The sequence below is a fragment of the Nocardiopsis sp. NPDC055824 genome, from assembly GCF_053616335.1.
Genome location: NZ_JBSHDN010000010.1, coordinates 1 through 23,418, shown reverse-complemented (window position 1 = coordinate 23,418; position 23,418 = coordinate 1). Strand labels below are relative to the sequence as shown.

Below are 23,418 nucleotides of genomic sequence, written 5' to 3'. Positions count from 1 at the left end.
CATTGGAAACACTGGAAAGTGAACGAGGCCGATCTTCTTTCACGAACGCAAAAGAGCCGATCCACTCTTCTGAGTGATAAGCCTTGATCAATGCCATTGCTGCGCACCGCCGCCTCGGAGATCTCGACCTTTTTCCACGGGAGAACCCGCAGGTCTCCGGCCGAAACGTTATCGAATATCACCCTTCGTGACCCCCCTGTCGCACCAACCCCATTGCGCTCCCGGTGCGCTCCCTGTACGCATGGGTGCATCTGTCCGCCCTCACGACTGGTGGGTACCCATGATCAGAACAGCGTGGCCGTCATGAGCGACTTCGCCGGCGGCTCGCGGGAGAAGACGATCGTGTTCGGGATCCTCGCCGTCCTGGTCGTCGTCCTGGTCGTCCTCGCACAGCAGCTGCTCTCCGGTCAGGACGACGGGGAGGCCGCGTCCCCGGCGGAGGCGTCCGCCGGGTCCGGGGGGAACGGGGGCGGAGGAGAGCCCGTCGGCGACGTCATGGCGCTGATGCCGTACTCGGAGGCCGAACTGGAGGCCGCGGCGGAGACCGCCCGTGCCTTCGTCGCCGCCTACAGCGAGGTCGACCCCGGGGAGAGCGACGACGAGCGCCTCGCCCGCCTCTCCCCCCTGCTCTCCGAGGACTTCTTCGGCGCCGTCGAGGAGTTCGTCCTCAGCACGCCCAACAGCGGGGCCTCCCGGGGGACCCCGCGGCGCGTCACCGCGGAGGCGACGGCCACGGCGATCCGCAACGTCGGCTCCGGGTCGGTCATCGTCGAGGTGGAGGCGCGGTTCATGACGGAGACCGGCGACGACGGCGGGACCGAGCCGGCGTCGTACGCGGTCACCGTGGTACCCGGGGGCGAGGGCTGGGCGGTCTACGCCTTCCAGGACGCGGCGGTCGGGAACATCGCCGAGGAGGGCGCGTGACGGGCGCCTCCGGCGGCGCCGCCGGGGTCCTGTGGGCGCGGGCCCGCGCCTTCCTCCTCCCCCGGCGGGGACGCGGCGGGGACCGGGGCAGCGCGACCGCGCGCGTGGGCGGGGGCGTCACGGCGCTCGCGGTCATGGGGGGCATCGCCTACGCCGCCACCGTGTGCGGCCCGGCGGGCGGGGCCGCTCCGAGCAGCGCCGACGGGGGCGGCTCGTCGGGGGGCGTCGTCCAGGCGTCCGCGAACACGTCGAGCGAGACGATCAGCATCAGCGCGCACGGGGAGCCGGGTTCCTCGCAGAAGTCCGTCCGGGTCGACATCCCCGACAACGTCCTCCGTGCGCACCGCATGGCGGCCGAGGCCTACGGCCTGCCCTGGGAGCTCATGGCCGCGATCGGCGCGATCGAGACCCAGAACGGCCAGTACGTCTCGACGGACCCGAACTGGCACTCCGGCCTCCGGGAGGGTGAGCGCAACCCCTACGGCGCCGCCGGGATCGTCCAGTTCGGCGTCCAGGACCTGCGGACGGGACAGGTCGGCGGCCGGCTCGGCAGCGCGGGCAACTCGTGGGGCGGGAAGCCGAAGGAGTCGGTCGAGGACCGCCGCTTCCACTACGAGGTGGGCGAGATGCCGGGCAATCCGACCTACTTCGGCATCGACGGCAACGACGACGGCGTGGTCAACGTCTGGGATCCCTGGGACAACGTCACGTCGGGGGCCTTCCGGATCGCCTACTACGCCAACCAGGCGGAGGAGCGGGGGTCGGGTTCGGTCTGCGGGAGCGGGCGCTCGGACCTGAGCCCGATCGAGTGCACGGTCTACAAGCACAACCCCGCCCGGTGGTACGTCGCGCAGGTGCTGGAGGTGGCCGAGTACTACAGCGGCTCCGGCCTCGCCCCGACGTCCCCGTCCCTCGAACTCCAGCAGGCCTCCTCGACCTCGGGGCAGGGGCGGGACTGCGAGGAGCAGGGCGGCAGCGCGACGCAGGCCGCGTTCCTGGGCGACGTCGGCGAGGAGCACCGGACCGCCGTGGAGTTCGCCCGGCGACAGATCGGCAAGCCCTACGTGTGGGGCGCCCGGGGGCCCGACTCCTACGACTGCTCGGGACTCACCCAGGCCGCGTGGCGCGCGGCGGGGGTGACGATCCCCTGGGTGACGACGACGCAGTGGGACCCCGACAACGCCGAGTACCGAGGGGGGACGGCCCGGCGCGTTCTGGAGGGGGACCTGGACATCTCCGTCCTCCAGCCCGGCGACCTCCTCCTCTTCCACACCAGCCCGAGGTACGCGAGCCCGTCGCACGTCGGCATCTACTCCGGCGGAGGCCGCATGATCCACGCCGCGAACCCGAGCAAGCCGATCGAGGAGGTGTCGATCGACTCCGGGTACTACCGTTCCTCCTTCGTGGGGGCGGTCCGGATCAGCCCCGACTCCTCGGGCGGCGAGGACACGGCGCAGGTGTGACCGGACTCTTCCACGAACCACGAACCGACAGAGAGGATGATTCGCATGGTCGCACCCATCATCGCGGTCCTCGGGGGCACCGCGCTCCGCGCGGGAATCTCGAGGATCGCCGCCACCCGGGGCGGAACCTGGCTCGCTTCGAAGGGCTCGGCCTGGCTCGCCGCGCGAGGCGGCTGGACGGGGCTCGGCTGGGGCACCGCCAAGGGCGCGACCAAGCTAGCGGGAAAGGGCCTGTTCAACGGCGCCAAAGCCCTCGGCGGCCTGGCCATGAGCGCCGGCGGGGCCGTCCTGGCCGCCGCCGCCAACAACCCCACCGGGCTGCTGGGAGTGATCGCCGCGGCCGCCGAAGGCGCCGTCAGCGCGTCCCAGGCCTACGGGATGGGAGCCCCGAGCGTGGGGTTGCGGAAGACGGTCAAGGGTGGGCAGGCCTTACCCGCCTGACTCCGGCTCCCCCCGGACCGCTCGCGAAGCGGCCGGGGGGAGCGTTCCGCCCGATCAGTGCCCACTCATGCGGTTTCTCCGCGATCGCGCTATCTTCACGCCGGTGAGCGCCTGCCCCGAGTGCTCCCGCCCCGCCTCCCCGCCGCCGTGAACGGCGGTGGCGCTCCACCCCCAGCACTTCACGCGGAAAGACGCCCTCTCCATGAACACCCACGTCTCTCCCCCCTCGGACGCCCCCCTGTCCTCTGACGACGCGGTCATCCGCGCCGACGAGTTCGACGGCGTCGCCGCCTCCGTCGAGGCGGCGGTCCTGGGCAAGTCCGACGTCGTACGCCTGGCCCTGGTCGCGATGCTCACCCAGGGCCACATCCTGCTGGAGGACGTCCCCGGCACCGGAAAGACCACCCTGGCCCGCGCCATCGCCGCGAGTGCGGACGGCGTCTGGCGGCGCATCCAGTTCACCCCGGACCTCCTGCCCTCCGACATCAGCGGCGTCACGATCTTCCACCAGGGGACCCGCGAGTTCGAGTTCCGTCCCGGCCCCGTGTTCGCCAACGTCGTCATCGCCGACGAGATCAACCGGGCCTCGCCCAAGACCCAGTCGGCCCTGCTGGAGGTCATGGAGGAGCGGGCGGTCACCGTGGACGGCGTCCGGCACGGCGTCCCCTCGCCCTTCCTCGTCGTGGCGACGCAGAACCCCGTGGAGATGTCGGGCACGTACCGCCTGCCCGAGGCCCAGCTGGACCGGTTCCTGATGCGCCTCACCCTCGGCTACGCCGACCCGGCGTCCGAGCTCGCGATCATCCGGGGCGACCGGCTCGTCACGCCCGAGGACCTGGAGCCGACCGTCGACGCCGAGCGGATGGCCGCCATGCGGCGCGACGCCCGGCGGGTGTTCGTCCACGACTCCGTCTACGAGTACGTGCTCAGGGTCGCCCACGCCACACGAGACCACCCGGAGCTCAGCGTGGGCCTGTCGACCAGGTCGACGGTGGCCATGGCGAGGACGGCCCGGATGCTCGCGCTCGTCTCGGGCCGGCCCTTCGTGGAGCCCGAGGACGTCAAGCTCCTGGCCCAGCCGGTCTGGGCCCACCGCCTGGTGCTGTCCCCGGAGGCCTCGGTCGGCGGGCGCACCGGGGCCGACGTCCTGGACGGGATCCTCCGTGAGACCCCCGCGCCGTCCCCGGGCGCGGCCGGGGTCCCGGCGGTCCGCTGATGCCGACCGTCCGGGGGTGGCTCGTCGCCGGGGCGGGCCTGGTGCTCCTCACGGTGGGCGTGGTGTCCCAGTACCAGGAGCTGGCGCTGCTCGGCGGCGTGGCCGTGACCGCGGTCGCCGCGGCGTCGCTCGTGGTGGGGCGTCCGGCCGCCGTGGCGGTCCGGCGCTCGCTCCCCTCCCCGCGCACCTCGCCGGGGTCCGCCCTGCGCGTGCGCCTGGAGATGCGCAACCCCGGCCGGCGCTCCGTCGGCGTGGTCGAGCCCGTGCGCGGTCACGGGGGCGAGCGGCCGGTCCGGCTGCCGTCCCTGGGAGCGCGTGCCGCGGGCGGGGCCGAGTACCGCGTCCTGGCGGCCCGGCGCGGGGTGGTCTCCCTCGGCCCCCTCCGGGTCGGGCGCGCGGACCCGCTGGGGCTCGCCGCGGTGTACCGGGAGTCCGGCGGCGCCGACCGGGTGTGGGTCCATCCCCGGTGGGAGCGCCTGCGCACCGTCCCGGTCGGCCGGGTGGCCGACCCGGAGGGCACGGCCGACGGCGCCCCGGCTGGCGCGCAGACCTTCCACTCGCTGCGCGACTACGTGCCCGGCGACGACCTGCGGCTGGTCCACTGGCGCAGCTCCGCACGGCTGGACAAGCTCGTCGTGCGCGAGTACATCGACACCTCGCAGCCGCGCCTCCACGTCATCGTCGACGACCGGCCGACGGCCGGGGGCGAGGACCGGCTGGACGAGGTGGCGAGCGCGGCCGCCTCGGTACTGGCGACCGGGGTGCAGGCGTCGCTCCACTGCGAGGTGAGCCTGGTGAGCGGTCGGGGGCGCGACAGCACCGGAGGACTGCCCCCGCTGCTCGACCTCCTGGCCGAGGCGCGTCCGGCGCCGGACGCCGACCTCCCGCAGGCCCTCCGCCTGGCCCGGACCCGGCCCTCAGGGGACACGGCCGTCCTGGTGAGCGGTGCGCTCACCACCGCCGACCTGCGGTCCTTCGGAGAGCTCGGACACCACTACTCGGCCCTGGTCGCAGTGACCGTCGGCGCGGAGGACCGGCCGAGCGCCCCCGCTCCGGTCACCCTGCTCGCCGCCGGAGACGCGGCGGGGTTCGTCGAACGCTGGAACGAGACGTCATGGCCACGCTGACCCCGCCGCGCCCCCCGGAGACCGTGCCCGCCCCCGGGCGGGGGCCCGGTACTCCGCTCCGCGCCGTCCTGGCCCCCGTCGGGCTGGTCATGGCCGCCGCGGCGGGGGGAGTCGCCCTCGCGCCCGGTTACGCCGCCCCGGCGCCGGTCTACGCGGTGCTGCCGCTCTGCGCCCTGCTCTCCGTCGCCGTGACCCTGGCGGCGCGGGCCCGGCTGTCCCCGCTCGCCGGGATCCTCGTCGGCCTCCCCCTGCCCCTGGCTGGCGTGGTGGTGTGCGCGGCCCGGATACCCGGCCAGGGAACGGGCGTGCTGGGAGGGACGGTGGAGGCCCTCCTCCACTCCGGGGCGCGCATCCTGACGAGCGCGGCGCCCACCCCCCTGAACGCGGACACCCTGACGCTGCCGATCCTGGCCACGTGGCTCACCGGTGTGGCCTCGGTGCTGCTCTGGCAGGGGAGCCGGCCCGCGCTGGCCGTCCTCCCCGGCCTCCTGGCACTCGTCGGCGCCGTCGTCCTGAACGGCCCGGTGGCCCCGCCGGGGTTCCCCTCCATCGGCCTGGTCGCGGTCGCCGCGGTCCTGCTCATGGCGGCGTCCTCCGACGTCCGGACGGCCGCGCGGGCGCGCGCCGGGTCGGAGGACCTGCGGATCGAGGTCGACGCACCGGAGACACAGACCCTCGGGCGGCTCGGGCGGATCCTGGTGACCGCGGTCGCGGCGGCGCTGGCTGCCGCCGCCACGGTGTTCGGCGGCCCCGTCCTCCTCGCCTCCTGGGAGGCGGACCCGGGCGACCCGCGCGAGGCCGTGCGTCCGCCCCTCGCGCCGGAGGCCGCCCTCAACCCGCTCGGCTACCTCGCGGCCTGGGCCGCCGAACCGGACGACCCGCTGCTCACGGTGCGCTCCGAGGAACCGGTGGACCTGCGGTGGGTCGCCCTCGCGGAGTTCACCGGGACCACGTGGCTGCCCGAGGGCGGCTACCGCGCCGCCGGGGAGGTGCTCCCCGACCCGGTGCCGCCGCCCCCGCACGCCACCGGCGTCCGCGCGGAGATCTCCGTCGGCGACGACCTTCCGGGCGGCTGGGCGCCGGTGGTCGGGGTTCCGCGGCGGGTCGGGCTCCAGCCCCTGGGCTACGACGCCGTCTCGGGGACGGTGGTGAGCGCGGACGGCGGCATCGCGGGCGCCCGCTACGAGGTCGCCGGCGACGTGGCGGACTGGAGGGCGGCCGAACTCGCGGACGCGTCCGTTCCGGCCGACGCGGTCTTCGACCGCTACCGCGAGCTGCCCCCGGGGGCGCCGCCGGTCCTGAACGACGTGGCGGCGGCCGTCGCCGGGCAGGGGTCGCCGTACGAGCGCGCCGTCCTCCTCTCCGAGTACCTGCGGGAGTCCCACTACTTCTCGGCGGAAACCCCCGGCGGCCACGGCTACGCCAACGTCGCGGACATGCTGGCCCCGCCGGGGCAGCAGGGCGGCGGCGGGACCTCCGAGCAGTTCGCGAGCGCCTTCGCCATGCTCGCCCGTGCGGCGGGCCTGCCGAGCCGCGTCGTCGTGGGGTTCGGCTCCGGCCACGACGGGGGCGACGGCGTGCGCACGGTGCGGACCGGCGACGCGCTGGCATGGGGCGAGGTGTACTTCAACGGAGCCGGGTGGGTGCCGTTCTCCGTCACTCCCGGGGAGGAAGGGGAGGACGAGGCCGAGGAGACGTCCTCCGCCGCCGCCGAGGCGCAGACCCCCGAGGACGGCGACGAGGCGAACAGCCTGGAGGACGACGCCGCTCCTTCCCCGCCGAACCGCGAGTCGACGCCGCTGTGGCCGTTCCTGACTGTCGGCGGCGTGCTTCTCGCCGCGGTGGGCGCGGTGCCCGCGCTGCGGCTGGCGCGGAGCCGGTGGCGGCTGAGGCCGGGGGTACCCGAGCGTCGTGTGCTGGGCGCCTGGCGGGAACTGCGCGACCACCTGCGCCAGCGCGCGGACGCGCCGAAGCCGGGGGACACCGTGGGCGACACCGTGGCGCTCGTCCAGGGCCTCCTGCCCGAGGAGGGCCGGGAGTGGGCGCGGATCGACCTGCGGCGCCTCGGCGGGGCGGTCAACCGGGTCGGCTTCGCCCCGGGCTCCGGGGTGTCCGAGACGGAAGCGGCGCACATCGCCGACGGGGTCCGCCGGCAGTCCCGGGCCCTGCGGCGCACGCTCGGCCGCGGCAGGCGGCTGGCCTGGTGGTTCGATCCCCGTCCCCTGTTCTGGCGGGCGCCGTGACGCCCGCCTCCGACCGTCACCCGCCGCACGGCGGGGAAGGGGCGTTCCATGAGTAGCACCGGGTCCGCGAGCGACACGGGGACCGGCGGCAGCCTCGTCCCGGGGTTCCACTCCCTGGAGGTGCTGCACCGCGGCACCGCCTCGACCGTCTACCGGGCCGTGCCGGACGACGGCGGCGACCCGGTCGCCGTCAAGGTCCTGCGCGGCCCGGACGGCGGGGCCGAGTCCGAGCGCCTGCGCCGGATGTCGGACGTGCCCGGTGCGGTGCGGGTCGTCGGCCACGGCTCGACCACGTCGGGCCGCCCTTTCGTGGCCATGGCGCACCACGCGGGCAGGGACTACGGGCGCGTCCTGCGGGACCGCCACCCGCTGCCGGTGGAGGAGGTCGTGCGCGTCGGCCTGGACGTGGCCGGCGCGCTGGCGGGGGTGCACGCCCTGGGTCTGCTCCACCACGCCGTGGAGCCCTCCAACATCCTGGTGGGAGCGGAGGGGGCGGTGCTCGCGGACGCGGGCGCGTTGCTGCCGGAGGGCGTCCTGCCCCCGTCGGCGGGGCCGCGTACCGACGCTCTGCTGCACGCCCCGCCGGAGGCGGTCCGGGGCGAGTCGCCGAGCGCCGCCTCCGACGTCTACCGCCTGGCCGCCACACTGTGGGAGCTGCTGGCGGGGCGTCCTCCGTTCGGCGGCGAGGCGGAGGCTTCCGCCGACCCCTTCGGCTACCGGGAACGCGTGCTCGGCGGCGGAGCGCCCGGGCCGCCGCGTCCCGGCCTGCCCGCTCCGCTGGTCGCGGCGCTCGCGCGGGCGCTCGACGGGGATCCCGGGGTCCGCTTCGCCGACGCGGAGGGCTTCGCCGCAGCCCTGGCCTCGGTGGACCGCGAGGAGGGGACCGCGTCCGCCGCCGCGGCTTCGGCGAGCGGTGACGCCACCGTTGCGGCCGACACGGACCCCGCGCTGCCCCCTGTACCCCGCGGGCCGGAGGGGCCGGACCCGTCGGCGGCCGGGGACCTGACACGGCCCGGGGAGACGGCAGGAGCCGAGCCGGTGGCAGCGCGGGACGCGCCCGGCGCGCCCGCCACAGCCGGCGGATCCACCGCACCCCCCGAGGACCGGACGCGGGAGGTCGATCCTCCGACGCCGCCCGCACAGGCTCCGGGCAACCCGGTCGCCGCTCGGGAGGACGGCGCGCCTCCGGCGGACCCGGTGCGCGCCCACGACCCCGTCCCCCACCACCCGCGGGGCGGCGGGGCCGCCGGGTCTCGCTCCGGCGGATCGGAGCCGGGAGGAATCGCGGACGCCTCACCCGATGCGCCCCCGGTCGACGCCGGGGACCCCTGGCGGGGGCTGGTGGAGTGGGATCCGCCCCGGACCGCCTCCGCGCCTCCCGCACCGGCTACGACGTCGCTCCCGCCCCCGCCGCCCGCTCCGGCGTTCGGCGCGGGCACGCCCTACCCGACCCCCGCCGGGCACGAGGCGCACCGCCCGGCCTCCGCCGAACGCGCTCCGTACCGGTCCGCCCCCAGCCGACAGGCGCCGGTCCGCGGGTCCGTGCCCCCGCCGCACGCCGACGACGCCGAGGAGGCGCGCTCGCGACGGCTCCGCCTGGTGCAGGTGATCGTCTCCGCGACGGCGATCGTCGTCATCGCCCTGGGGCTGGTGGCGTTCGTGTACCCGGGGCCGGTCGCCTCCCTCCTGGCGGCGGTCGGACTCGCCGAGCCGCCCGCGGACGTGCCGGCCGAGGACGGGCCCCCTCCTGCCGACCCGTCCTCGGCACCGCACGCCGCGATCTCCCGGGAGGCGGCCCCCTCGGACGTCGCGATGGAGGACTCCGGTGACACCGTGGTCCTCACGTGGACGGACAACGCCGGGGAGGGCACGCCGCACCACGTGGTGGGCGGACCGGCGGGCGGGGCCTACGCCGCGCTCGCCGAGGTGGAGCCCGGCGCGGCGGAGGCGCGGGTGACCGGCCTCGACGCCGCCGGGGAGTACTGCTTCGTCGTCATCGCCGTGCTGAGCGCGGACGAGGTCGCCCCCTCGGAGGAGGCGTGCACGGAGCGCGGAGCGGGGTGACCGGACGGCCCGCGGGAGCGGGCGCGCCGGGGTCCACGGGAGCGGCCCCCTCCCGGGGGCCGACCCCCGGGAGGGGTCCGGTCAGGCCCCGCAGTTGGTGCCGAGCCAGGTGGCCGACCTGTCCCCGGCGGCCCCCGACACATCGACGCACACACCCTGCGCCTGCACGTAGACCGGCCCGGCGGTGCCGGTGCCCGTCCGCCACTGCGCGCCGCCCGCGCCGTCGGAGCGCCGGAGGCCGACGTCCGCGTAGCCGTTGTTACTGATCGTCACCGCGCAGTTGTACCCGGTCTGGTGGTCGTAGTAGAGGTAGACGCTGCCCTGCCCGTTCGGAAGGGGCTTGGGCCAACCGTCGGCGTCCCTGGTGTACTCCAGACCGCCGCCCGGCTTGGACGCGTTGCACAGCGCCATGGGGTCGGCCCCCTGGGCGGCGGTGGCCGAGGACATCACCAGGACCGCGGCGGCCACGACCGCCGCGCCCGCCCAGGTCCTGCGGGCCCGCTTCCGGCGGAGGGTCATCTGAACTCCTGTTCGCACCTGGACTGGCTGCTGGTACTGGACTCGGCTGCGGTCCCGTCCGCCCCCACGGCGACCACGGTGAAGGAGTAGCAGCGTCCCGTCCCCCCGCGCCCGAGGGTGTGGGAGAGCTGCCCGCCCCCGGCGGAGGACCCGGTCACCGTCACGGCCCCGAGCCCCCCGTCGCCGCGCGGCGTGATCGTGTACTCGGCCGCGCCGTCGACCTGGGCCCAGGTCACGGTCACGTTGTCTCCGGAGACCGTGTGCGAGACGCCGGACGGGGCGCCCAGCTGCACCTCGGGCATCGTGAGCGGGGCGCTGTCGGTCGACCCCCCGCTCACCATGCCCTCCGTGCGGGCGGTGACCGTGAACGTGTAGGTCTCACCGGGCGAGAGGCCCGCGACGTCCACGGACGTCTGGCCCGAGGTGCGGTCGCTGGGGTTCTCGCCGGATGCGGCCCTGGTGGCGACCAGGTAGTCGTTGGCGCCCTCGACCGCGCTCCAGGAGACGGTGGCCGTGCCGCTGCCCGACGCCGTGGCCGTCACGTCGGCCGGGGCGTCCGGGACCTGCGGGCCCGGCACGATCTCGGAGGTCTGGGCGGCCGGGCCGGTGCCGTGGGAGTTCACCGCGCGGACCATGAACCGGTAGGTGGTTCCGTTGGTGAGGCCGGTCACCTCGGCGTCCAGCTCGTCCCCGCCGACGGTGACCCTGCCGCCCTCCCAGGTGATCCGGTACTCGTCCACGGGTGCGTCCGGGGAGTAGGCCTCGGGCCAGCTCAGGAACGCGGAGCCGTCCCCGGCGGTGACGGACACGGGCGTGGGCGCGCCGGGCGCCTCCCCGGCGTCGGGTTCCCCGTCCGGAGCGGGGTCCGGCTCGTCCGTCCCCGCGGGGGCGGGCTCCGACTCCGGCGCGGACGGCTCCTCGGAGGCCGGGGTCCCGGGGCCCGGGTCGGGGGCGGCGCCTCCGGTCTCCGGCTGCTCTCCCACGTTCCCGCCCGGCAAGGGCTGCGGTGCGGGGGCCCCGCCGTCCGCGTCGCCCGGACCGGGCGGCGGATCGGCCTTGTCGACGACGGTCGCCCCGCCGTCCGGGTCGACGATCGCGGCCACCCCGGTGTGGGGGGAGTTGATGTACAGGCGCCCCTCCCGTACCTCCAGCTCCAGGGGGCCCTCGGCCCCGGGCAGGGAGACGGGGTTGAGCTCGGCGCCCTGCGCGTCGAACACGCGGACCGTCCCCTCCTCGGGGAACGGCACGTAGACGCGGCCCTCGTAGGCGGTCGCCGTGCCCCCGCCGTCGCCCGCCGGGAAGTGCCCGATCCCGGCGGATCCGGCCGGGTCGGAGACGGTGAGGACCTCGCCGGTCCCGGGGAGCGTCACGGCGACGACGTCGCCGTGGGTGCGGACGGGCATCTCGGCACCCTCCAGCTCCACGGGGACGTCCGTGGCCACGGGGTCGCCGTCCCCGCGCACGGCCACCACCCGCCCTCCCCCGGGGTCGGTCACGAGGGCGCCGTCGTCGAGGACGGTCATGGCGATCTCGGTCCCGGGCTCCGCCACCGCCAGCGTCTCCGTGATGGCGGCGTCCTCGCCCTGGATCCGCACGCCGACGGCCGTGCCCTGCGTGGGCACGCCGAGCCAGAGGGTGTCGGAGTCGTCGAACGCACCGCCGGTCAGGGGCGCCGGGACGTTGAGGGTGGCCCCGGTGGGCTGGAGGGTGGCCGGATCGACGGCCTTGACCTCGCCCGTGGCGCGGTCGATCACCGCTGCGGTCTCCTCCCCCAGGACGAGTCCGAAGTCGCCCCCGCTCCCGAGCTCCAGCACGCCGGAGTACCCCATGCGCCGGAGGTCGACCGAGGTCACCTTGCCGCTGGCGGGGTCGTAGAGCAGGAGGTACTCGTCGTTCTGGACGACCTGGACGTCCACGCCTGCGGCCTCGGGCAGGGACGCCACGAGGTCGACCGCGGCGTTGTTCCCGTTGACCCGCACGGCCTCGCCGACGGGGCTCGTCCACAGCCAGACTGTGCCGTCGGACATCTCGTCGGCGCGACCGACTGCCCCGGTCCCGAGGACGGAGCTGACGACGGCCGCCGCCAGGAGCGTGACGGTGATCCCGGAGGCGTGGGAGCGGGTGCGCTCGCCGGCCGCCCGCGCCCAGCGCCGCAGGAGTGCGGGGCGGGGAGCCGGCGGCGCCGGGTCGGAGGAGGGGTCCACCATGCTTGGCTCCCGTTTGCGAGTGGCTCACCATCCCGTCGGCCGGCGGGGGCCGGAGCGTCGACGGGGGGTTCGGCGCGGATCAGGGGCCGGGGAGAGGATGAAGGCACAGAATGTCTACCAGGGCGCCGATAGCAGAGTCAATGTCGTTACTGTGCTGTTCTGTACGGTCACCGGTGCCGGAGCCCCTCCCGGGCGCGCGCCCCCGGGACGCGCTCCTGCGGGCGGCCTCCGGGGCGGCGGGCGGCCTCCTGCCGCACGCGCCCCTCCCCTCCGGCCGGTGCGCCCGGCCCGGTCAGCCCCCGTCGCCGGGGGACCCGGACGGGTCGCCGCCCCGCTCCGGGTCGCCCGCCGGCGCCTCCGAGGGGCCCTCCTCCGGCGGGGGGCCGTACACGAAGCGCTGCCGGTCGTGGACGAGGATCGCGTACCCGTCCTCGGTGACCGCCTCCACGTACGCCGACAGGTCGTCGCCCACCACGTCCATGGTGACGGCGTCGAGCACCAGCTGCTCGTCCGCGCCGGTGCTGCCCCGGGAGTCGCCGTAGACGAGGCCGTCGAAGGCGAAGGCGGGGGAGATCGATCCGGCCTCCTCCTCCAGCCCCCAGAGGACCTCTCCCCCGGCGAGGTCGACGGCGACCGTCGTGGCCTCCCCGCTCGCCTGGGGCAGCAGGAGGACGCCGGTGGAGGCGTCGTACAGGTTGCCGACGGTTCCGGCCGGGTCGAACGCGCCCGCGGTGGGGTTGGCGCCCGGCTCCTCCAGGGTCCACAGCAGGTCCCCGGTGGCGGGGTCGTGGGCGGAGAGCGTGGAGGGGGCCTCGGGCTGGGCCCAGCGCAGGAGCACGACCGCCTCGTCCGCGCCGTCCTCGTCCGCACCGTCCTCCTCCCCGGCTTCCCCGTCCGCGGGGTCGGCCCCGCCGCCCTCCTCCTGGCCGGGCAGCGGGTAGACGCCCATCACCTGCGGTGAAAGGACGGGCCCGGAGGCGTCCAGGCCGGCGTCCTCCCCGTCGACCGTCCACAGCTCCTCGCCCGCCGTGTCGGCGGCCACGGAGCGCGCCTGGAGCGAGGGGCCGCCGGACGCGAGCACCACCATGTCGCCGCGGGCGGCCACGGGCACGCCCAGCACGGGTTCCCCCGCGCCACCGTCCCCGTCGGCGCCGTCCCCGCCCTCAACGGACTCCTCGGGCTCCTCGGACTCCTCGGACTCCTCCGGTTCGGCGAACTCGTACGACCACAGCTCGCCGCCGTCTGCGTCGAGCAGCGTGAACTCCCCGTGGGGCTCCTCCGCGCTCCACCCCTCCGGGCGCCGCACCGCCAGCCCGTCGAGGTAGGCGTCGCCCTCCTCCTGCGGCTCCCACACCGGTTCGCCGCGGGAGTCCAGGACGAACGGGACCCCGTCGGCGTCCGCCATCGACAGGACCCGGGCGCCGTCGGCGGCGGAGTCGAAGCCGCGGAAGCGCGCCTCGCCCTCCCACAGGGTGTCGCCGGTCGCTGCGTCGTGCAGGAGGTGGCGGTCCTCGCCGCCGGAGCTGATGAGGAAGGACTCGCCGACCGGGCTGATCCGCACGCCGAGGGGGTCGTCGAGGATGTCGTGGGCCTGCGCGGAGTCGCCGTGCAGGTACCGCAGGACCTCGCCCTCGACCCCGGGCGGTGCCTCACCCGCGAACGAGGTCGGGAGCGGGGCGGGCTCCGCATCGGGGGAGGGCGCGGGAGGTTCCGGGTCGCCGGTGCAGCCGGCCGCCAGCAGCGCCGCGAGGCCGCAGGTGAGGGCCTGGGGCACCCGTGAGCTGCGCATGGACGGTTTCTCCCCGGGAACGACGACGTATACGGCAAATCCTAAGCTGCCCCGTCGTCCGCCGATACACGTGGACCGCCACTGTTACAGCCACGTGAACGTGGCGTCCGGCGGGATCAGGGCTCGACCTCGACGACGGTGGCGCCTCTCACCTCGAACTCGGCCCGGCCCCCGGTCATCTCGGCCAGGCGGAGCCCGAAGCCGTCCAGGTCGGACTCGGGGAGGGCCACCTCGATGCGGACCCGGTCCTCGTAGGCGACCCCGCGCACGGTCAGCGACGAGTCGCGCAGGTCGCTCTCCAGCCGTCCGCCGAGCACGTAGTCGGCGAACACGTCCACGAGGAGGAGGCGCCGGCGTTCCAGGACCCCCACCCGGTCCACCGCGGCGGACACGGCGCCGCCGTAGGCCCGGATGAGCCCCCCGGCGCCGAGCTTGGTCCCGCCGAAGTAGCGGGTGACCACGGCCACTGTGTCGGTGAGCCCGCGGTGGCGGAGCACCTCCAGCATGGGCACGCCCGCGGTGCCCGCGGGTTCGCCGTCGTCGCTGGAGCGCTGCACTCCGCCGTCCTCGCCGAGCACGTACGCGGTGCAGTTGTGGGAGGCGTTCCAGTGCTCCTTGCGCCGCTCGGCGATGAAGGCGCGGGCGGCGTCCTCGCCGTCCGCCCTGGCCAGGGCGCAGACGAACCGGGACCTCTTGATCTCCAGCTCGTGCTCGCCGCCGCGTCTGATCGTTCGCATGTCGCCTGTTCGGCAGGGGTCGTGGTCCGCGACCAGTGTCCCATCCCGCCGCGGCCCCGCCCGCCCGGAGGGCGGGGGGCCGCGGCGGAGGCCGGGGGCCGGCCGCGCCGGACCCCGGCGACCCCGTCAGGAGCCGAAGACCCACATGACGGTCGTGTACATGCTCAGCATGATCATGACCAGTGCGACGACGTTGAGCAGGACGCCCGCCTTCACCATCTGGCCGATCCGGATGTGGCCGGTGCCGAACACGATGGCGTTGGGCGGTGTGGCCACCGGCAGCATGAACGCCATGGACGCGGCGAGGGCGGCCGGGACGACCAGGGTCATGATGGGCAGCCCCAGTCCCAGCGCGACGCCGGCCATCACGGGGATGAAGATGGAGGCGGTGGCGGTGTTGCTCGTGAGTTCGGTGAGCAGCAGCACGATGGCGGCCACGATCAGCACGAACACCCAGCCGGGCACGTCACCGAGGTCCGCGACCAGGTCGCCGATCCACAGGCTCAGGCCGCTGGAGCCGAACTGGCCCGAGAGGCTGAGCCCGCCCCCGAACAGCAGCAGCACGCCCCAGGGCAGCTTGCTCGCCTGGTCCCAGTCGACGGCGCGGACCCCGCGGGCCCCGTCCACGGGCACGATGAACAGCACGATGGCGGCGGCGATGGCGATCCCGCCGTCGGTGACGGAGGCGAGCCACGGCAGCGCGGCGCTCACCGCCGCGCTGTCCGCGAGGAACGGCACCGTGACCCAGGCGACGGCGGTGACGACGAACACGGCCAGCACGGTCCACTCGCCGCGCGACATGGGCCCCATCTCGCGCAGCTCCCGGCGGATGTGCTCCCTGGCCTCGCCCATGTCCCCGGCGGCCGGCGGGTAGACGACCTTGGTGAGCAGGAGCCAGCAGACGACGAGGAAGACGGCGGCGAGCGGCGCTCCGACCAGCATCCACTGGCCGAAGCCGATGTGGATGTCGTGCTCCTGCGCCAGGTACCCGGCCATCAGGGCGTTGGGCGGGGTCCCGATCAGGGTGGCCACCGAGCCGATGGACGAGGCGTAGGCGATGCCGAGCATGAGCGCGGTGGCGAAGTTCGGGTCGGCCTTGCCGCCGCGCAGCTGGGCGACCAGGCCGATGACCGCGAGGCCGATGGGCAGCATCATCATGGCGGTCGCGGTGTTGGAGACCCACATGGTGATGAAGCCGGTGGCGAGCATGAACCCGCCGATGATGGTGACGGGTCCGCTGCCGACGGCGGCCACGATCGCCAGGGCCACGCGCCGGTGCAGGTTCCAGCGCTGCATGGCCAGGGCGATGATGAACCCGCCCATGAACAGGAAGATGATCTCGTTGGCGTAGGGGGCGGTGACGTCCCCGATCGGGACGCCGTCCAGGAGCACCGGGAAGAGTGCGAGGGGGAGGAGGGCCGTGGCGGGGAGGGGCAGCGCCTCGGTCATCCACCAGACGGCCATGACGACGGCCACGGCGGCGACGATCGCGGCGTTGGAGGAGACCTCGCCCTCGGGGACCATGACGCCGTCGCCCCCGTCGACGGGGAGGGCGATGCCGGGCATGGCGAGGTAGGCGGCGAAGCCGAGGACGGGGCCCATGAGGAGGCCGACGACCTTGCGGACGACGGTGCGCCGGCTGTCGGTCGTGTTCTCGTCGACGGTGGGGGATTCTGGCGACGTCCGGGGGGACGCGCCGGTTTCACTGCTCACAAATCAGTCCTCCGATAATGGCTCTCATTGTGACGACAGTCTCATACTGTCCATTTCGGGACAAACAAACCCGACTCCGACCTGCACCGGCGCACGCCGGGCGCGGGCCGGGGTGCGCCCCGATCCGCGGCGCACCGCCCGCGCGGGACACCCGGTGCGCCGGGTCGCCCACCCCGGGTGGGCGCTCCTGGTTCCGCGGCGGCCTCCCGGCGGTACGATCCCCACTGTCAGGGGACCGGAAGGCGTCTCGACCTGGTGCGCGAGAACAGCCCCTCCCCCGCGGCCCTCACACCCAGGACGGCCTTCCCGCCTCCGACGCATCACGTTCCGCACAGCTGGTCATACCTTTGTCACCTTGGGTAATGTTGCGGACGACCGTCGAGAACACACCGGGAGTTCCGTCATGCGCACGTCACCGCTCACCATCGGCCTGGCCCTGACCGCGATCCTCGCCACCGGGTGTGCGCAGGAGGAGTCCGGGACCAACGGCGGATCGGCCGCCTCGGAGCCGCCCGTCGCCCAGCCGACCGCCTCCCCCAGCGTGACCGCGTCCATCTTCATGCTGCCGGCAGAGGGGGTGGGGGCCGTCACCTACGACGAGACCGCCGTGCCCGAGGGGGCGACCTCCGACGTGCAGGTCCGCGTCCAGGACGGCCAGACGCACGTGCAGTTCACGGGCACCAGCCTGGAGGCCGACCGCGAGTTCGGCGCCCACGTGCACACCCGGCCCTGCGGCGAGCGGCCCGAGGACGCGGGTCCGCACTACCAGAACGAGCCCGACCCGGCGGCGACCGAGGACGAGCCCTCCTCCGACCCCGCCTACGCCAACCCCGAGAACGAGGTCTGGCTCGACTTCACCACCGACGAGGGCGGCAGCGCCCAGTCCACCGCCACCGTCGACTGGGAGTTCCGCGACGGGGAGGCCCGGTCCCTGGTCCTGCACGAGCAGCACACCATGACCGGGCACGGCGAGGCGGGCACCGCCGGGGACCGCCTCGCCTGCGTCACCGTCGAGTTCTGACCCGCGGGACGCGGGCCGGCCGTCAGTCCGGGAGCAGACGGCGCAGCAGGAGCCGCTCCCCCAGGGCCCACGTCGTGGAGGTCAGCAGGTAGAGGACCGCGGCGAGCGGCACGAACGCGGCGATCACGACGGTCGTGTACTGCATGTAGGTGAGCGGGCCGGTGATCTGCGGCATCCCGGGGTCGGCCGCCGCGTTCGCCCGCATCACGGGAAGCATCAGGTAGCGGCGGTTCGCCCACGCCACGAGCGCGATGAGACCGACCAGGACCGCGAACACCGGGGCCACCATGAGCCCGTCGGCGCTCGACGCCATCGTCGCGCCCAGCCCGACGCCGCCGAACGTGTGCGCCAGCATCGGGTCCTCCGTTCCCCCCGCCCCGATGAACACCCCGTAGAGGGCGATGACCACGGGCATCTGGGCGAGGGCGGGCAGGCAGCCCGCGAACGGCGAGGTGCCCTCCTCGCCGTACACCCTGCGCTGCTCGGCGACGAGCTTCTCGGGGTCGTTCCGGTGCTTGGCGGTGATCTCCGCCAGGCGCGGGGCGATCCGCGCCCGCGTCTTCTCCGCGCGGACCTGCATCACCCCCAGCGGGACGAGCAGGAGGCGGACGACGACGGTCAGCGCCACCACCGCGAGCCCGGTGGCCAGGCCCCCGGTGAGCGGGGTGAGCAGGGTGGTGAACGTGGCGAGGATCGCCGAGAGCAGGGTCATGCCGGCCGCGATCGGCCCGAAGCTGTACAAGGTGGGTCGGCCCTTCGTCTGGGGTGGAAGACAGACGTCAGGCCGCTCGGACCGCGCCCGGGGGCGCGGGCACACGCGTGGAACGGTTGTCGTACGGGTGTGCCGTGACGGTCAGCGAGCGGCCGGAAGGGCCGCGCCGGGAGCCCTGGGACGGGGCCGTCCGGCCGCGTCGGGGTCCCGGAAGGTGAGCACGGGAAGGCGTGCCGACCTGCGGCGCATCGCGTGCGCGGCGCCCGTGGCGGTGTCGCCGACGGGCCACAGCGCGGTGCCGTGGAGGACGAACAGGGCGATGGCCGCGCCGACGGCGGCGACCAGCAGCGCCAGGGAGCCGGGCGCGGGCAGGAGCTCGGAGGGCACGAAGCCGACCATGAGGAACTCGAAGAACGCGAGCACGAGCCCCATACCGGCCTCCTTCCCCGTTTTCTCCGCACATGCCGGTCGGGACGCATCCTATCCGCGGCGGTACGGTCCGACAACGCCCCGGACCGGGCCCGAGAAATCCGCCGACACTCCGCCGGGGCTCCTCACCTTTCGCGGGGCCCTGTAGCTAAATGACACGGAGTAACCATCTCCGCACTCGCCAGGCGCCGTCGTGCCCGTGCGAACCCGGTCGAAAAGGGGAGTCCCGTGCCGATCCGCCCTGCGAACCTCGCCACCATGTCCGCCACCATCGCCGGAGCGATCGCCGGGCTGTCGAGCAGGGACGACCAGGCGCCCCCGGTCAGAGTCACCTTCGAGTCGGGCTACCAGCAGACCGTGGAGAACGGCGGGTGCCGCACCCTCAAGACGGGGCAGGGCGGCGTCACCGAGGTCTCGACCGAGGCGAAGGTCAAGTTCGCGCTGTTCTCGGGGACGAGCTGCCAGGGGAGCCGCGCCCTGGCCTCGGGCCACGGCACGGTCACCTTCGGCGACCCGGTCCTGGCCGGGGCGATCGTCATCGGCTGAGGACGCCGCGCCGGCGGCCGGCCGCCCCCGGCGGGAGGGTCCGCGTGCGGCCGGCCGCCTCTCACAGGGCGGGTGACGGGGGCCGCCCCGGAAGGGGGCGTCGCGGGGCCCGCGAAGGGCCCCGCTACCCCTGGCCCGCCTCCCGCCCCCCGTCGTCGGGCACCCAGCGCAGGACGTCGCCGGGCTGGCACTCCAGCGTGCGGCAGATCGCGTCGAGGGTGGTGAACCGCACCGCCTTGGCACGGCCGTTCTTCAGCACGGCGATGTTGGCCGGCGTGATCCCGACGGCCTCGGCGAACTCCCCGACCGACATGCCGCGCCGGACGAGCAGGAGGTCCAGGTCGACGACGATCGCCATCAGACCACCGCGGAGAGCTCGGTCCGCAGGTCCGTCGCCTTGCGCAGGAGGCCGCGCATGAGGACGAGCACCATCGAGAACACGGTGCCCGCGCACGTGGTCACGAACGCCGCGCCCAGGGCGGCGAACAGGTCCATGCCGTCGTCCGGCGAGGGGATCTCGGCCACGAACAGGTGCACGGTCACCCCCGCCGTGAGCAGCGTCGCCACCACGGTGGCCCCGATGACGACGTCCACCCGGACGAAGGCCCTCCCGTCGAAGATCGCGTCGCGCTCGACCATGCCCAGGAGGGTCCACACCGCGATGAGCGCGACCTGGACGCAGGCGACCCCGAGGATCGCCACCGTCACGTAGGGCACCTGGAGCGGTGCGTAGGGCGGGAAGTACGCGACCTCGTCGGCCGCCGCCCCGGGGATGACCACGAACTGTCCGAAGAGTCCGAGCAGGAGGACCATGGCGATCGCGGCGCGGAGGAGGAAGGTGAGATACCTGTGCATGTATCGATAATCGATTGTTTTCTATCGCAAGTCAATACCTTCCTGCCATCTCGAAGGTCCGGGACCGGAGGCGCAGCCGCACCGCCCGCGCCCGGACGGCCGGACCCGGGCCGGCCTTCGCCGCCCGCCCTGCGGGAGAGGACCCGGCGACCGCTCCCGGAGACCGGCGCGAGCGCCGAGCCCGCCGAAGGCACCCGCGGACCGCGTCCTAGTCCCCCGGGGCCTCCACGGCGCGTCCGCGGATCCCCGCGAGGCCCTCGGGCAGGGTGTCCAGCGTGTCCCCGTGGGAGCGCAGGACCGCCCCTGCGACCGCGTGGCCGAGCCGCAGCCGCCGTTCGGCGGACAGCCCGTCGATCAGCCCGGACAGGAACCCGGCGGCGAAGGCGTCACCCGCGCCGACCGCCTCCACCACCTCGACCTCCGGGGACGGCTCGAAGACCGCTCCCGTGCCCTCGAAACACGTCGCGCCGTGCTCCGCGTCCTTGACCACCAGCGTCCCGACCTCGGGCATCACCGCGCGCACGTCCTCGGCGGTCGGTGTGCCCCAGAGCCGCTCGGCCTCGTCCCGGCCCACGAACACCACGTCCGCGCGCCGGGCGAGGTCGAGGAGCACGGGCGCGGCCACCCTCGCGGGCCACAGCGCGGGCCGGTGGTTGACGTCGAAGGACCTCAGCGCCCCGTCGCCCGCCCGCCGGTCCAGCAGGCGCTCGACCAGGGCCGAGGCGCGGGCGGACAGGGCCGGGGTGATGCCCGACAGGTGCACGGTCCGCGCGCCCCGCGACCACACCCGGTCGGCGTCGGCGGCCGAGAGCGCGGACGCCGCCGACCCCGAGCGGCAGTAGAGGACCCCGGCGCCGCCGGGAGCCGTGTCCTTGACGTACAGGCCGGTGGGGAGCACGGGGTCCACGACGACCCCGCGCACGTCCACGCCCCACTGGGCCACGGCGTCGGTGACGATCCTGCCGAAGGGGTCGTCGCCGACCCTGCTCACCCAGGCGGACGCGTGCCCGAGCCTCGCCAGGGCGACGGCCACGTTGGACTCGGCGCCCCCGGTGCCGACACGGAGCAGGGTCCCGGCCGCGAGCGCCTCGGGCGAGGTGAGCACCGCCATGGTCTCGCCGACGCAGACCGCGTCGACCCCGCCCGCCACCGCTCCCGGCGCCCCTTCCGTCCCGTCCGCCTCCCGCGCGGTGTGCTCGCTCACCCCCAGTTCCTCCGGACGGACCTTCCGGGCAGGCGGTCGGTGCGGCGCCCGTCCCTGACGGTGAACTCCCCGGAGACCAGGACGTGGTGGATGCCCACCGGCGACCGCCGGGGCTCCTCGTAGGTGGCGAGGGCGTCCACGGTGTCGGGGTCGAACACGACCAGGTCGGCGACGGCCCCGGCCCGGATGACGCCCCGGTCGCTCAGCCCGAGTCTTCGGGCGGGCCTGGAGGTCAGGTGGTGGACGCACTCCTCCAGGGTGAGGACGCCGAGATCGCGCGCGTAGTGGCCGAGGTACCGGGGGAACGTGCCCCAGCCGCGCGGGTGCGGCTTGGCGCCGACGAGGATGCCGTCGCTCCCCCCGGTGTGGGAGCTGTGACGCATGATGGTGCGGATGTTCTCCTCGTTGCCGACCTGGAGGAGGCAGCCGCTGCGCAGCCCGTCGGCGACGAGCAGGTCCATGTAGAGGTCGCCGGGCTGCTCCCCGCGCTCCTTGGCGAGGTCGGCGACGGACGACCCGACCGCCCACGACAGGGCGGGGTCCGCGACGCCGGTGACGACGATGGCCTCCCAGTCCATGGGGACGCCGTGGTTGCCGTCGGTCCCGTCGACCTCGATCTCGCGCAGGACGCGCGCGCGGGTCGGCGCGTCGCGCAGCCGGTCGAGGGTGGCGGCGGTGCCGCCGGTCTGTGCCCAGCTGGGCAGCGGGGCGCCGAGGTAGGTGGCGCTCGCGCGGTAGGGGTAGCTGTCCAGGGTGACGTCGAGCCCGTGGCGGACCGTGGCCTCGTCGATGGCGTCGAGGACCTCGGGGGCCCGGCCCCGGTTCTGCGGGAAGTTGACGTGGCAGTGCGCGAGGTGGAGGGCCACCTGGGCGCGGCGGGCCACGTCGAGGCACTCCCGGTAGGACTCCACAACCCTGGAGCCGTAGTTGCGGTGGTGGGGGCAGTAGTAGCCGCCCGCCGCCCTGACCGGGGCGAGCAGGGCGACGATCTCGTCGTCCGTGGCGTACATGCCGGGGGTGTAGGTGAGTCCGCTGGAGAGGCCGTGCGCGCCGTCCTCCATGCCGCGGGCGACGATCGAGCGCATGCGGTCGAGTTCGTCCGGGGTGGGCGGGCGGTCCTCCCCTCCGAGCACGGCCATGCGGACGTTGCCCTGGGGGACGAGGTAGGCGGCGTTGACGGGGGCCCCGGCGTCGACGCGGTCGAGGAACTCGCCGACGGTGCGCCAGGAGTGGTCGAGGTCGGGGGCGCCGTTCCATCCGGCGAGCTGGGCGCGGAGCTCGTCGGCGGTGTCGTCGGTGACGGGTGCGTAGCCGAGGCCGTCCTGGCCCAGGACCTCCAGCGTGACGCCCTGGAGCGTCTTGGCCTCGTGCGCGGGGTCGGCGAGGACGGCCAGGTCGGAGTGGGAGTGCATGTCGATGAACCCGGGGGCGACGGCGAGCCCGGTCACGTCCACGGCGGTCCCCCGGCCGCGGGCCCCGCCGGGCGGGGCGACGCGGGTGATGCGCCCGCCGCGCAGGACGAGGTCGGCCTGCCTGGACGGCCCTCCGGTGCCGTCGATGACCCGTCCGCCGGTGAGTACGGTCTCAGGCTGCACTGTTCCTCCGTTCGGGGGCCCGGCCCTCCGGTCCGGCGTGCCGCCGGGCGGTGACCGGTGTGACCCAAGATACGCTGCCCCGAGGGCAATTGGTAACTTTGTTGCCAATAATTCTGCCGACGACCGCCTGCGATTCTGTACGAGCACCGGCGCGCGCACGCGCCACCCGACCAGAGGAGTTCCCCGATGTCCAAGAAGGCGATCCGTACCGACAAGGCCCCCGCTCCCGCCGGCGCGTACAGCCAGGGGGTCGTGGCGGGCGGGTTCCTGTACACGGCGGGCTTCGGCCCCCAGGACCCCGAGACCGGCCGGGTGGCGCCGACCGTGGGCGAGCAGACCGCCCAGGTCCTGGCCAACGTCTCCGCGGTCCTCGCCGAGCAGGGGCTGACCCTGGACGACGTCGTCAAGGCGACCGTCCACCTGGAGAACCTCAAGGCGGACTTCCCCGAGTTCAACGCCGTCTACGAGGAGCACTTCTCCGCCCCCTACCCCGTGCGCACGACCGTGGGCTCCGACCTGGCGAACATCCTCGTCGAGATCGACGTCGTCGCCAAGCTCCGCGACTGACCCGTCCCGCCGGGTCGCGCCGCCCCGCCCGGGGGCGCGACCCGGC

The 23,418-nt window shown here is 74.8% G+C and carries 21 protein-coding genes; 10 read left to right on the top strand and 11 right to left on the bottom strand.

Annotation, left to right across the window (positions count from 1 at the left end; genetic code table 11):
- Positions 1-303: 303 nt before the first annotated feature.
- From ACWGL3_RS04615 to ACWGL3_RS04585, 7 genes are all read left to right on the top strand, one after another.
- On the top strand, positions 304-924 hold the full coding sequence (locus ACWGL3_RS04615) for a hypothetical protein (protein ID WP_267947683.1): 621 nt from the start codon (positions 304-306) through the stop codon (positions 922-924).
- Entirely contained in the window at positions 921-2,387 is a 1,467-nt protein-coding gene (locus tag ACWGL3_RS04610) for a C40 family peptidase (protein ID WP_267947682.1), read from the top strand. Before ACWGL3_RS04615 ends, ACWGL3_RS04610 begins: the two co-directional genes overlap by 4 nt.
- 45 nt (positions 2,388-2,432) lie before the next feature.
- Positions 2,433-2,828 carry a hypothetical protein gene (locus tag ACWGL3_RS04605; RefSeq protein ID WP_267947681.1) on the top strand — a complete coding sequence of 132 codons (396 nt, stop codon included), beginning with the start codon at positions 2,433-2,435 and terminating at the stop codon, positions 2,826-2,828.
- A 202-nt stretch (positions 2,829-3,030) separates the two neighbouring features.
- On the top strand, positions 3,031-4,044 hold the full coding sequence (locus ACWGL3_RS04600; RefSeq protein ID WP_267947680.1) for an AAA family ATPase: 1,014 nt from the start codon (positions 3,031-3,033) through the stop codon (positions 4,042-4,044).
- Positions 4,044-5,171: a DUF58 domain-containing protein gene (locus tag ACWGL3_RS04595; RefSeq protein WP_267947679.1), complete on the top strand. Its 1,128-nt coding sequence runs from the start codon at positions 4,044-4,046 to the stop codon at positions 5,169-5,171. Before ACWGL3_RS04600 ends, ACWGL3_RS04595 begins: the two co-directional genes overlap by 1 nt.
- Positions 5,159-7,414, top strand: a complete 2,256-nt coding sequence (locus ACWGL3_RS04590) for a transglutaminase-like domain-containing protein (protein ID WP_267947678.1) — start codon at positions 5,159-5,161, stop codon at positions 7,412-7,414. The genes ACWGL3_RS04595 and ACWGL3_RS04590 overlap by 13 nt, the downstream gene beginning before the upstream one ends.
- 48 nt (positions 7,415-7,462) lie before the next feature.
- Entirely contained in the window at positions 7,463-9,478 is a 2,016-nt protein-coding gene (locus ACWGL3_RS04585) for a serine/threonine protein kinase (protein ID WP_267947677.1), read from the top strand.
- Between the two features lie 81 nt (positions 9,479-9,559).
- Here ACWGL3_RS04585 and ACWGL3_RS04580 read toward each other — a convergent pair whose 3' ends face one another.
- The 5 genes from ACWGL3_RS04580 to ACWGL3_RS04560 all read right to left on the bottom strand — a co-directional run bounded on the left by ACWGL3_RS04580 (position 9,560) and on the right by ACWGL3_RS04560 (position 16,443).
- Complete coding sequence (locus tag ACWGL3_RS04580) at positions 9,560-9,997, bottom strand: spore-associated protein (protein WP_267947676.1); 438 nt, start codon at positions 9,995-9,997, stop codon at positions 9,560-9,562.
- Positions 9,994-12,204, bottom strand: a complete 2,211-nt coding sequence (locus ACWGL3_RS04575; RefSeq protein WP_452460895.1) for a fibronectin type III domain-containing protein — start codon at positions 12,202-12,204, stop codon at positions 9,994-9,996. The genes ACWGL3_RS04580 and ACWGL3_RS04575 overlap by 4 nt, the downstream gene beginning before the upstream one ends.
- 292 nt (positions 12,205-12,496) lie before the next feature.
- Positions 12,497-13,993 carry an outer membrane protein assembly factor BamB family protein gene (locus ACWGL3_RS04570; RefSeq protein WP_452460894.1) on the bottom strand — a complete coding sequence of 499 codons (1,497 nt, stop codon included), beginning with the start codon at positions 13,991-13,993 and terminating at the stop codon, positions 12,497-12,499.
- A gap of 116 nt (positions 13,994-14,109) precedes the next feature.
- On the bottom strand, positions 14,110-14,730 hold the full coding sequence (locus ACWGL3_RS04565) for a YigZ family protein (RefSeq protein WP_267947673.1): 621 nt from the start codon (positions 14,728-14,730) through the stop codon (positions 14,110-14,112).
- A 126-nt stretch (positions 14,731-14,856) separates the two neighbouring features.
- Positions 14,857-16,443 carry an SLC13 family permease gene (locus ACWGL3_RS04560; RefSeq protein WP_267947672.1) on the bottom strand — a complete coding sequence of 529 codons (1,587 nt, stop codon included), beginning with the start codon at positions 16,441-16,443 and terminating at the stop codon, positions 14,857-14,859.
- Positions 16,444-16,846: 403 nt separating this feature from the next.
- On the opposite strand from ACWGL3_RS04560, the gene ACWGL3_RS04555 reads away from it, so the two are divergent.
- Positions 16,847-17,464 carry a superoxide dismutase family protein gene (locus ACWGL3_RS04555; RefSeq protein ID WP_267947671.1) on the top strand — a complete coding sequence of 206 codons (618 nt, stop codon included), beginning with the start codon at positions 16,847-16,849 and terminating at the stop codon, positions 17,462-17,464.
- 22 nt (positions 17,465-17,486) lie between these two features.
- On the opposite strand, the gene ACWGL3_RS04550 is transcribed toward ACWGL3_RS04555, so the two are convergent.
- On the bottom strand, positions 17,487-18,206 hold the full coding sequence (locus ACWGL3_RS04550; RefSeq protein WP_267947670.1) for a YidC/Oxa1 family membrane protein insertase: 720 nt from the start codon (positions 18,204-18,206) through the stop codon (positions 17,487-17,489).
- Positions 18,207-18,317: 111 nt separating this feature from the next.
- Positions 18,318-18,608: a DUF6412 domain-containing protein gene (locus ACWGL3_RS04545; RefSeq protein WP_267947669.1), complete on the bottom strand. Its 291-nt coding sequence runs from the start codon at positions 18,606-18,608 to the stop codon at positions 18,318-18,320.
- 225 nt (positions 18,609-18,833) lie between these two features.
- Between ACWGL3_RS04545 and ACWGL3_RS04540 the strand changes: the two genes are divergently transcribed.
- A complete protein-coding gene (locus ACWGL3_RS04540) occupies positions 18,834-19,151 on the top strand; it encodes a hypothetical protein (RefSeq protein ID WP_267947668.1) in 318 nt (105 codons plus the stop codon).
- Between the two features lie 124 nt (positions 19,152-19,275).
- On the opposite strand, the gene ACWGL3_RS04535 is transcribed toward ACWGL3_RS04540, so the two are convergent.
- The 4 genes from ACWGL3_RS04535 to ACWGL3_RS04520 form a co-directional block, all read right to left on the bottom strand.
- Positions 19,276-19,509 carry a helix-turn-helix domain-containing protein gene (locus ACWGL3_RS04535; RefSeq protein WP_267947667.1) on the bottom strand — a complete coding sequence of 78 codons (234 nt, stop codon included), beginning with the start codon at positions 19,507-19,509 and terminating at the stop codon, positions 19,276-19,278.
- Positions 19,509-20,006 (bottom strand): DUF2975 domain-containing protein, encoded by a 498-nt coding sequence (locus ACWGL3_RS04530; RefSeq protein ID WP_267947666.1) that lies wholly within the window; start codon positions 20,004-20,006, stop codon positions 19,509-19,511. The genes ACWGL3_RS04535 and ACWGL3_RS04530 overlap by 1 nt, the downstream gene beginning before the upstream one ends.
- A gap of 208 nt (positions 20,007-20,214) precedes the next feature.
- Positions 20,215-21,156 (bottom strand): sugar kinase, encoded by a 942-nt coding sequence (locus ACWGL3_RS04525; protein ID WP_452460905.1) that lies wholly within the window; start codon positions 21,154-21,156, stop codon positions 20,215-20,217.
- A gap of 50 nt (positions 21,157-21,206) precedes the next feature.
- The gene (locus tag ACWGL3_RS04520) at positions 21,207-22,805 is read right to left on the bottom strand and encodes an N-acyl-D-amino-acid deacylase family protein (protein WP_452460893.1); all 1,599 of its coding nucleotides are present in this window, start codon (positions 22,803-22,805) and stop codon (positions 21,207-21,209) included.
- A gap of 186 nt (positions 22,806-22,991) precedes the next feature.
- On the opposite strand from ACWGL3_RS04520, the gene ACWGL3_RS04515 reads away from it, so the two are divergent.
- Entirely contained in the window at positions 22,992-23,372 is a 381-nt protein-coding gene (locus ACWGL3_RS04515) for a RidA family protein (protein ID WP_267947664.1), read from the top strand.
- The last annotated feature ends 46 nt before the right edge of the window (positions 23,373-23,418 follow it).

What these genes read in the sequence shown, in the direction of transcription:
- ACWGL3_RS04615 (WP_267947683.1), top strand. Translation starts at nt 304, where the DNA reads ATGAGCGACTTCGCCGGCGGCTCGCGGGAGAAGACGATCGTGTTCGGG.
- ACWGL3_RS04605 (WP_267947681.1), top strand. Translation starts at nt 2,433, where the DNA reads ATGGTCGCACCCATCATCGCGGTCCTCGGGGGCACCGCGCTCCGCGCG.
- ACWGL3_RS04600 (WP_267947680.1), top strand. Translation starts at nt 3,031, where the DNA reads ATGAACACCCACGTCTCTCCCCCCTCGGACGCCCCCCTGTCCTCTGAC.
- ACWGL3_RS04595 (WP_267947679.1), top strand. Translation starts at nt 4,044, where the DNA reads ATGCCGACCGTCCGGGGGTGGCTCGTCGCCGGGGCGGGCCTGGTGCTC.
- ACWGL3_RS04590 (WP_267947678.1), top strand. Translation starts at nt 5,159, where the DNA reads ATGGCCACGCTGACCCCGCCGCGCCCCCCGGAGACCGTGCCCGCCCCC.
- ACWGL3_RS04585 (WP_267947677.1), top strand. Translation starts at nt 7,463, where the DNA reads ATGAGTAGCACCGGGTCCGCGAGCGACACGGGGACCGGCGGCAGCCTC.
- ACWGL3_RS04580 (WP_267947676.1), bottom strand. Translation starts at nt 9,997, where the DNA reads ATGACCCTCCGCCGGAAGCGGGCCCGCAGGACCTGGGCGGGCGCGGCG.
- ACWGL3_RS04575 (WP_452460895.1), bottom strand. Translation starts at nt 12,204, where the DNA reads ATGGTGGACCCCTCCTCCGACCCGGCGCCGCCGGCTCCCCGCCCCGCA.
- ACWGL3_RS04570 (WP_452460894.1), bottom strand. Translation starts at nt 13,993, where the DNA reads ATGCGCAGCTCACGGGTGCCCCAGGCCCTCACCTGCGGCCTCGCGGCG.
- ACWGL3_RS04565 (WP_267947673.1), bottom strand. Translation starts at nt 14,730, where the DNA reads ATGCGAACGATCAGACGCGGCGGCGAGCACGAGCTGGAGATCAAGAGG.
- ACWGL3_RS04555 (WP_267947671.1), top strand. Translation starts at nt 16,847, where the DNA reads ATGCGCACGTCACCGCTCACCATCGGCCTGGCCCTGACCGCGATCCTC.
- ACWGL3_RS04545 (WP_267947669.1), bottom strand. Translation starts at nt 18,608, where the DNA reads ATGGGGCTCGTGCTCGCGTTCTTCGAGTTCCTCATGGTCGGCTTCGTG.
- ACWGL3_RS04535 (WP_267947667.1), bottom strand. Translation starts at nt 19,509, where the DNA reads ATGGCGATCGTCGTCGACCTGGACCTCCTGCTCGTCCGGCGCGGCATG.
- ACWGL3_RS04530 (WP_267947666.1), bottom strand. Translation starts at nt 20,006, where the DNA reads ATGCACAGGTATCTCACCTTCCTCCTCCGCGCCGCGATCGCCATGGTC.
- ACWGL3_RS04515 (WP_267947664.1), top strand. Translation starts at nt 22,992, where the DNA reads ATGTCCAAGAAGGCGATCCGTACCGACAAGGCCCCCGCTCCCGCCGGC.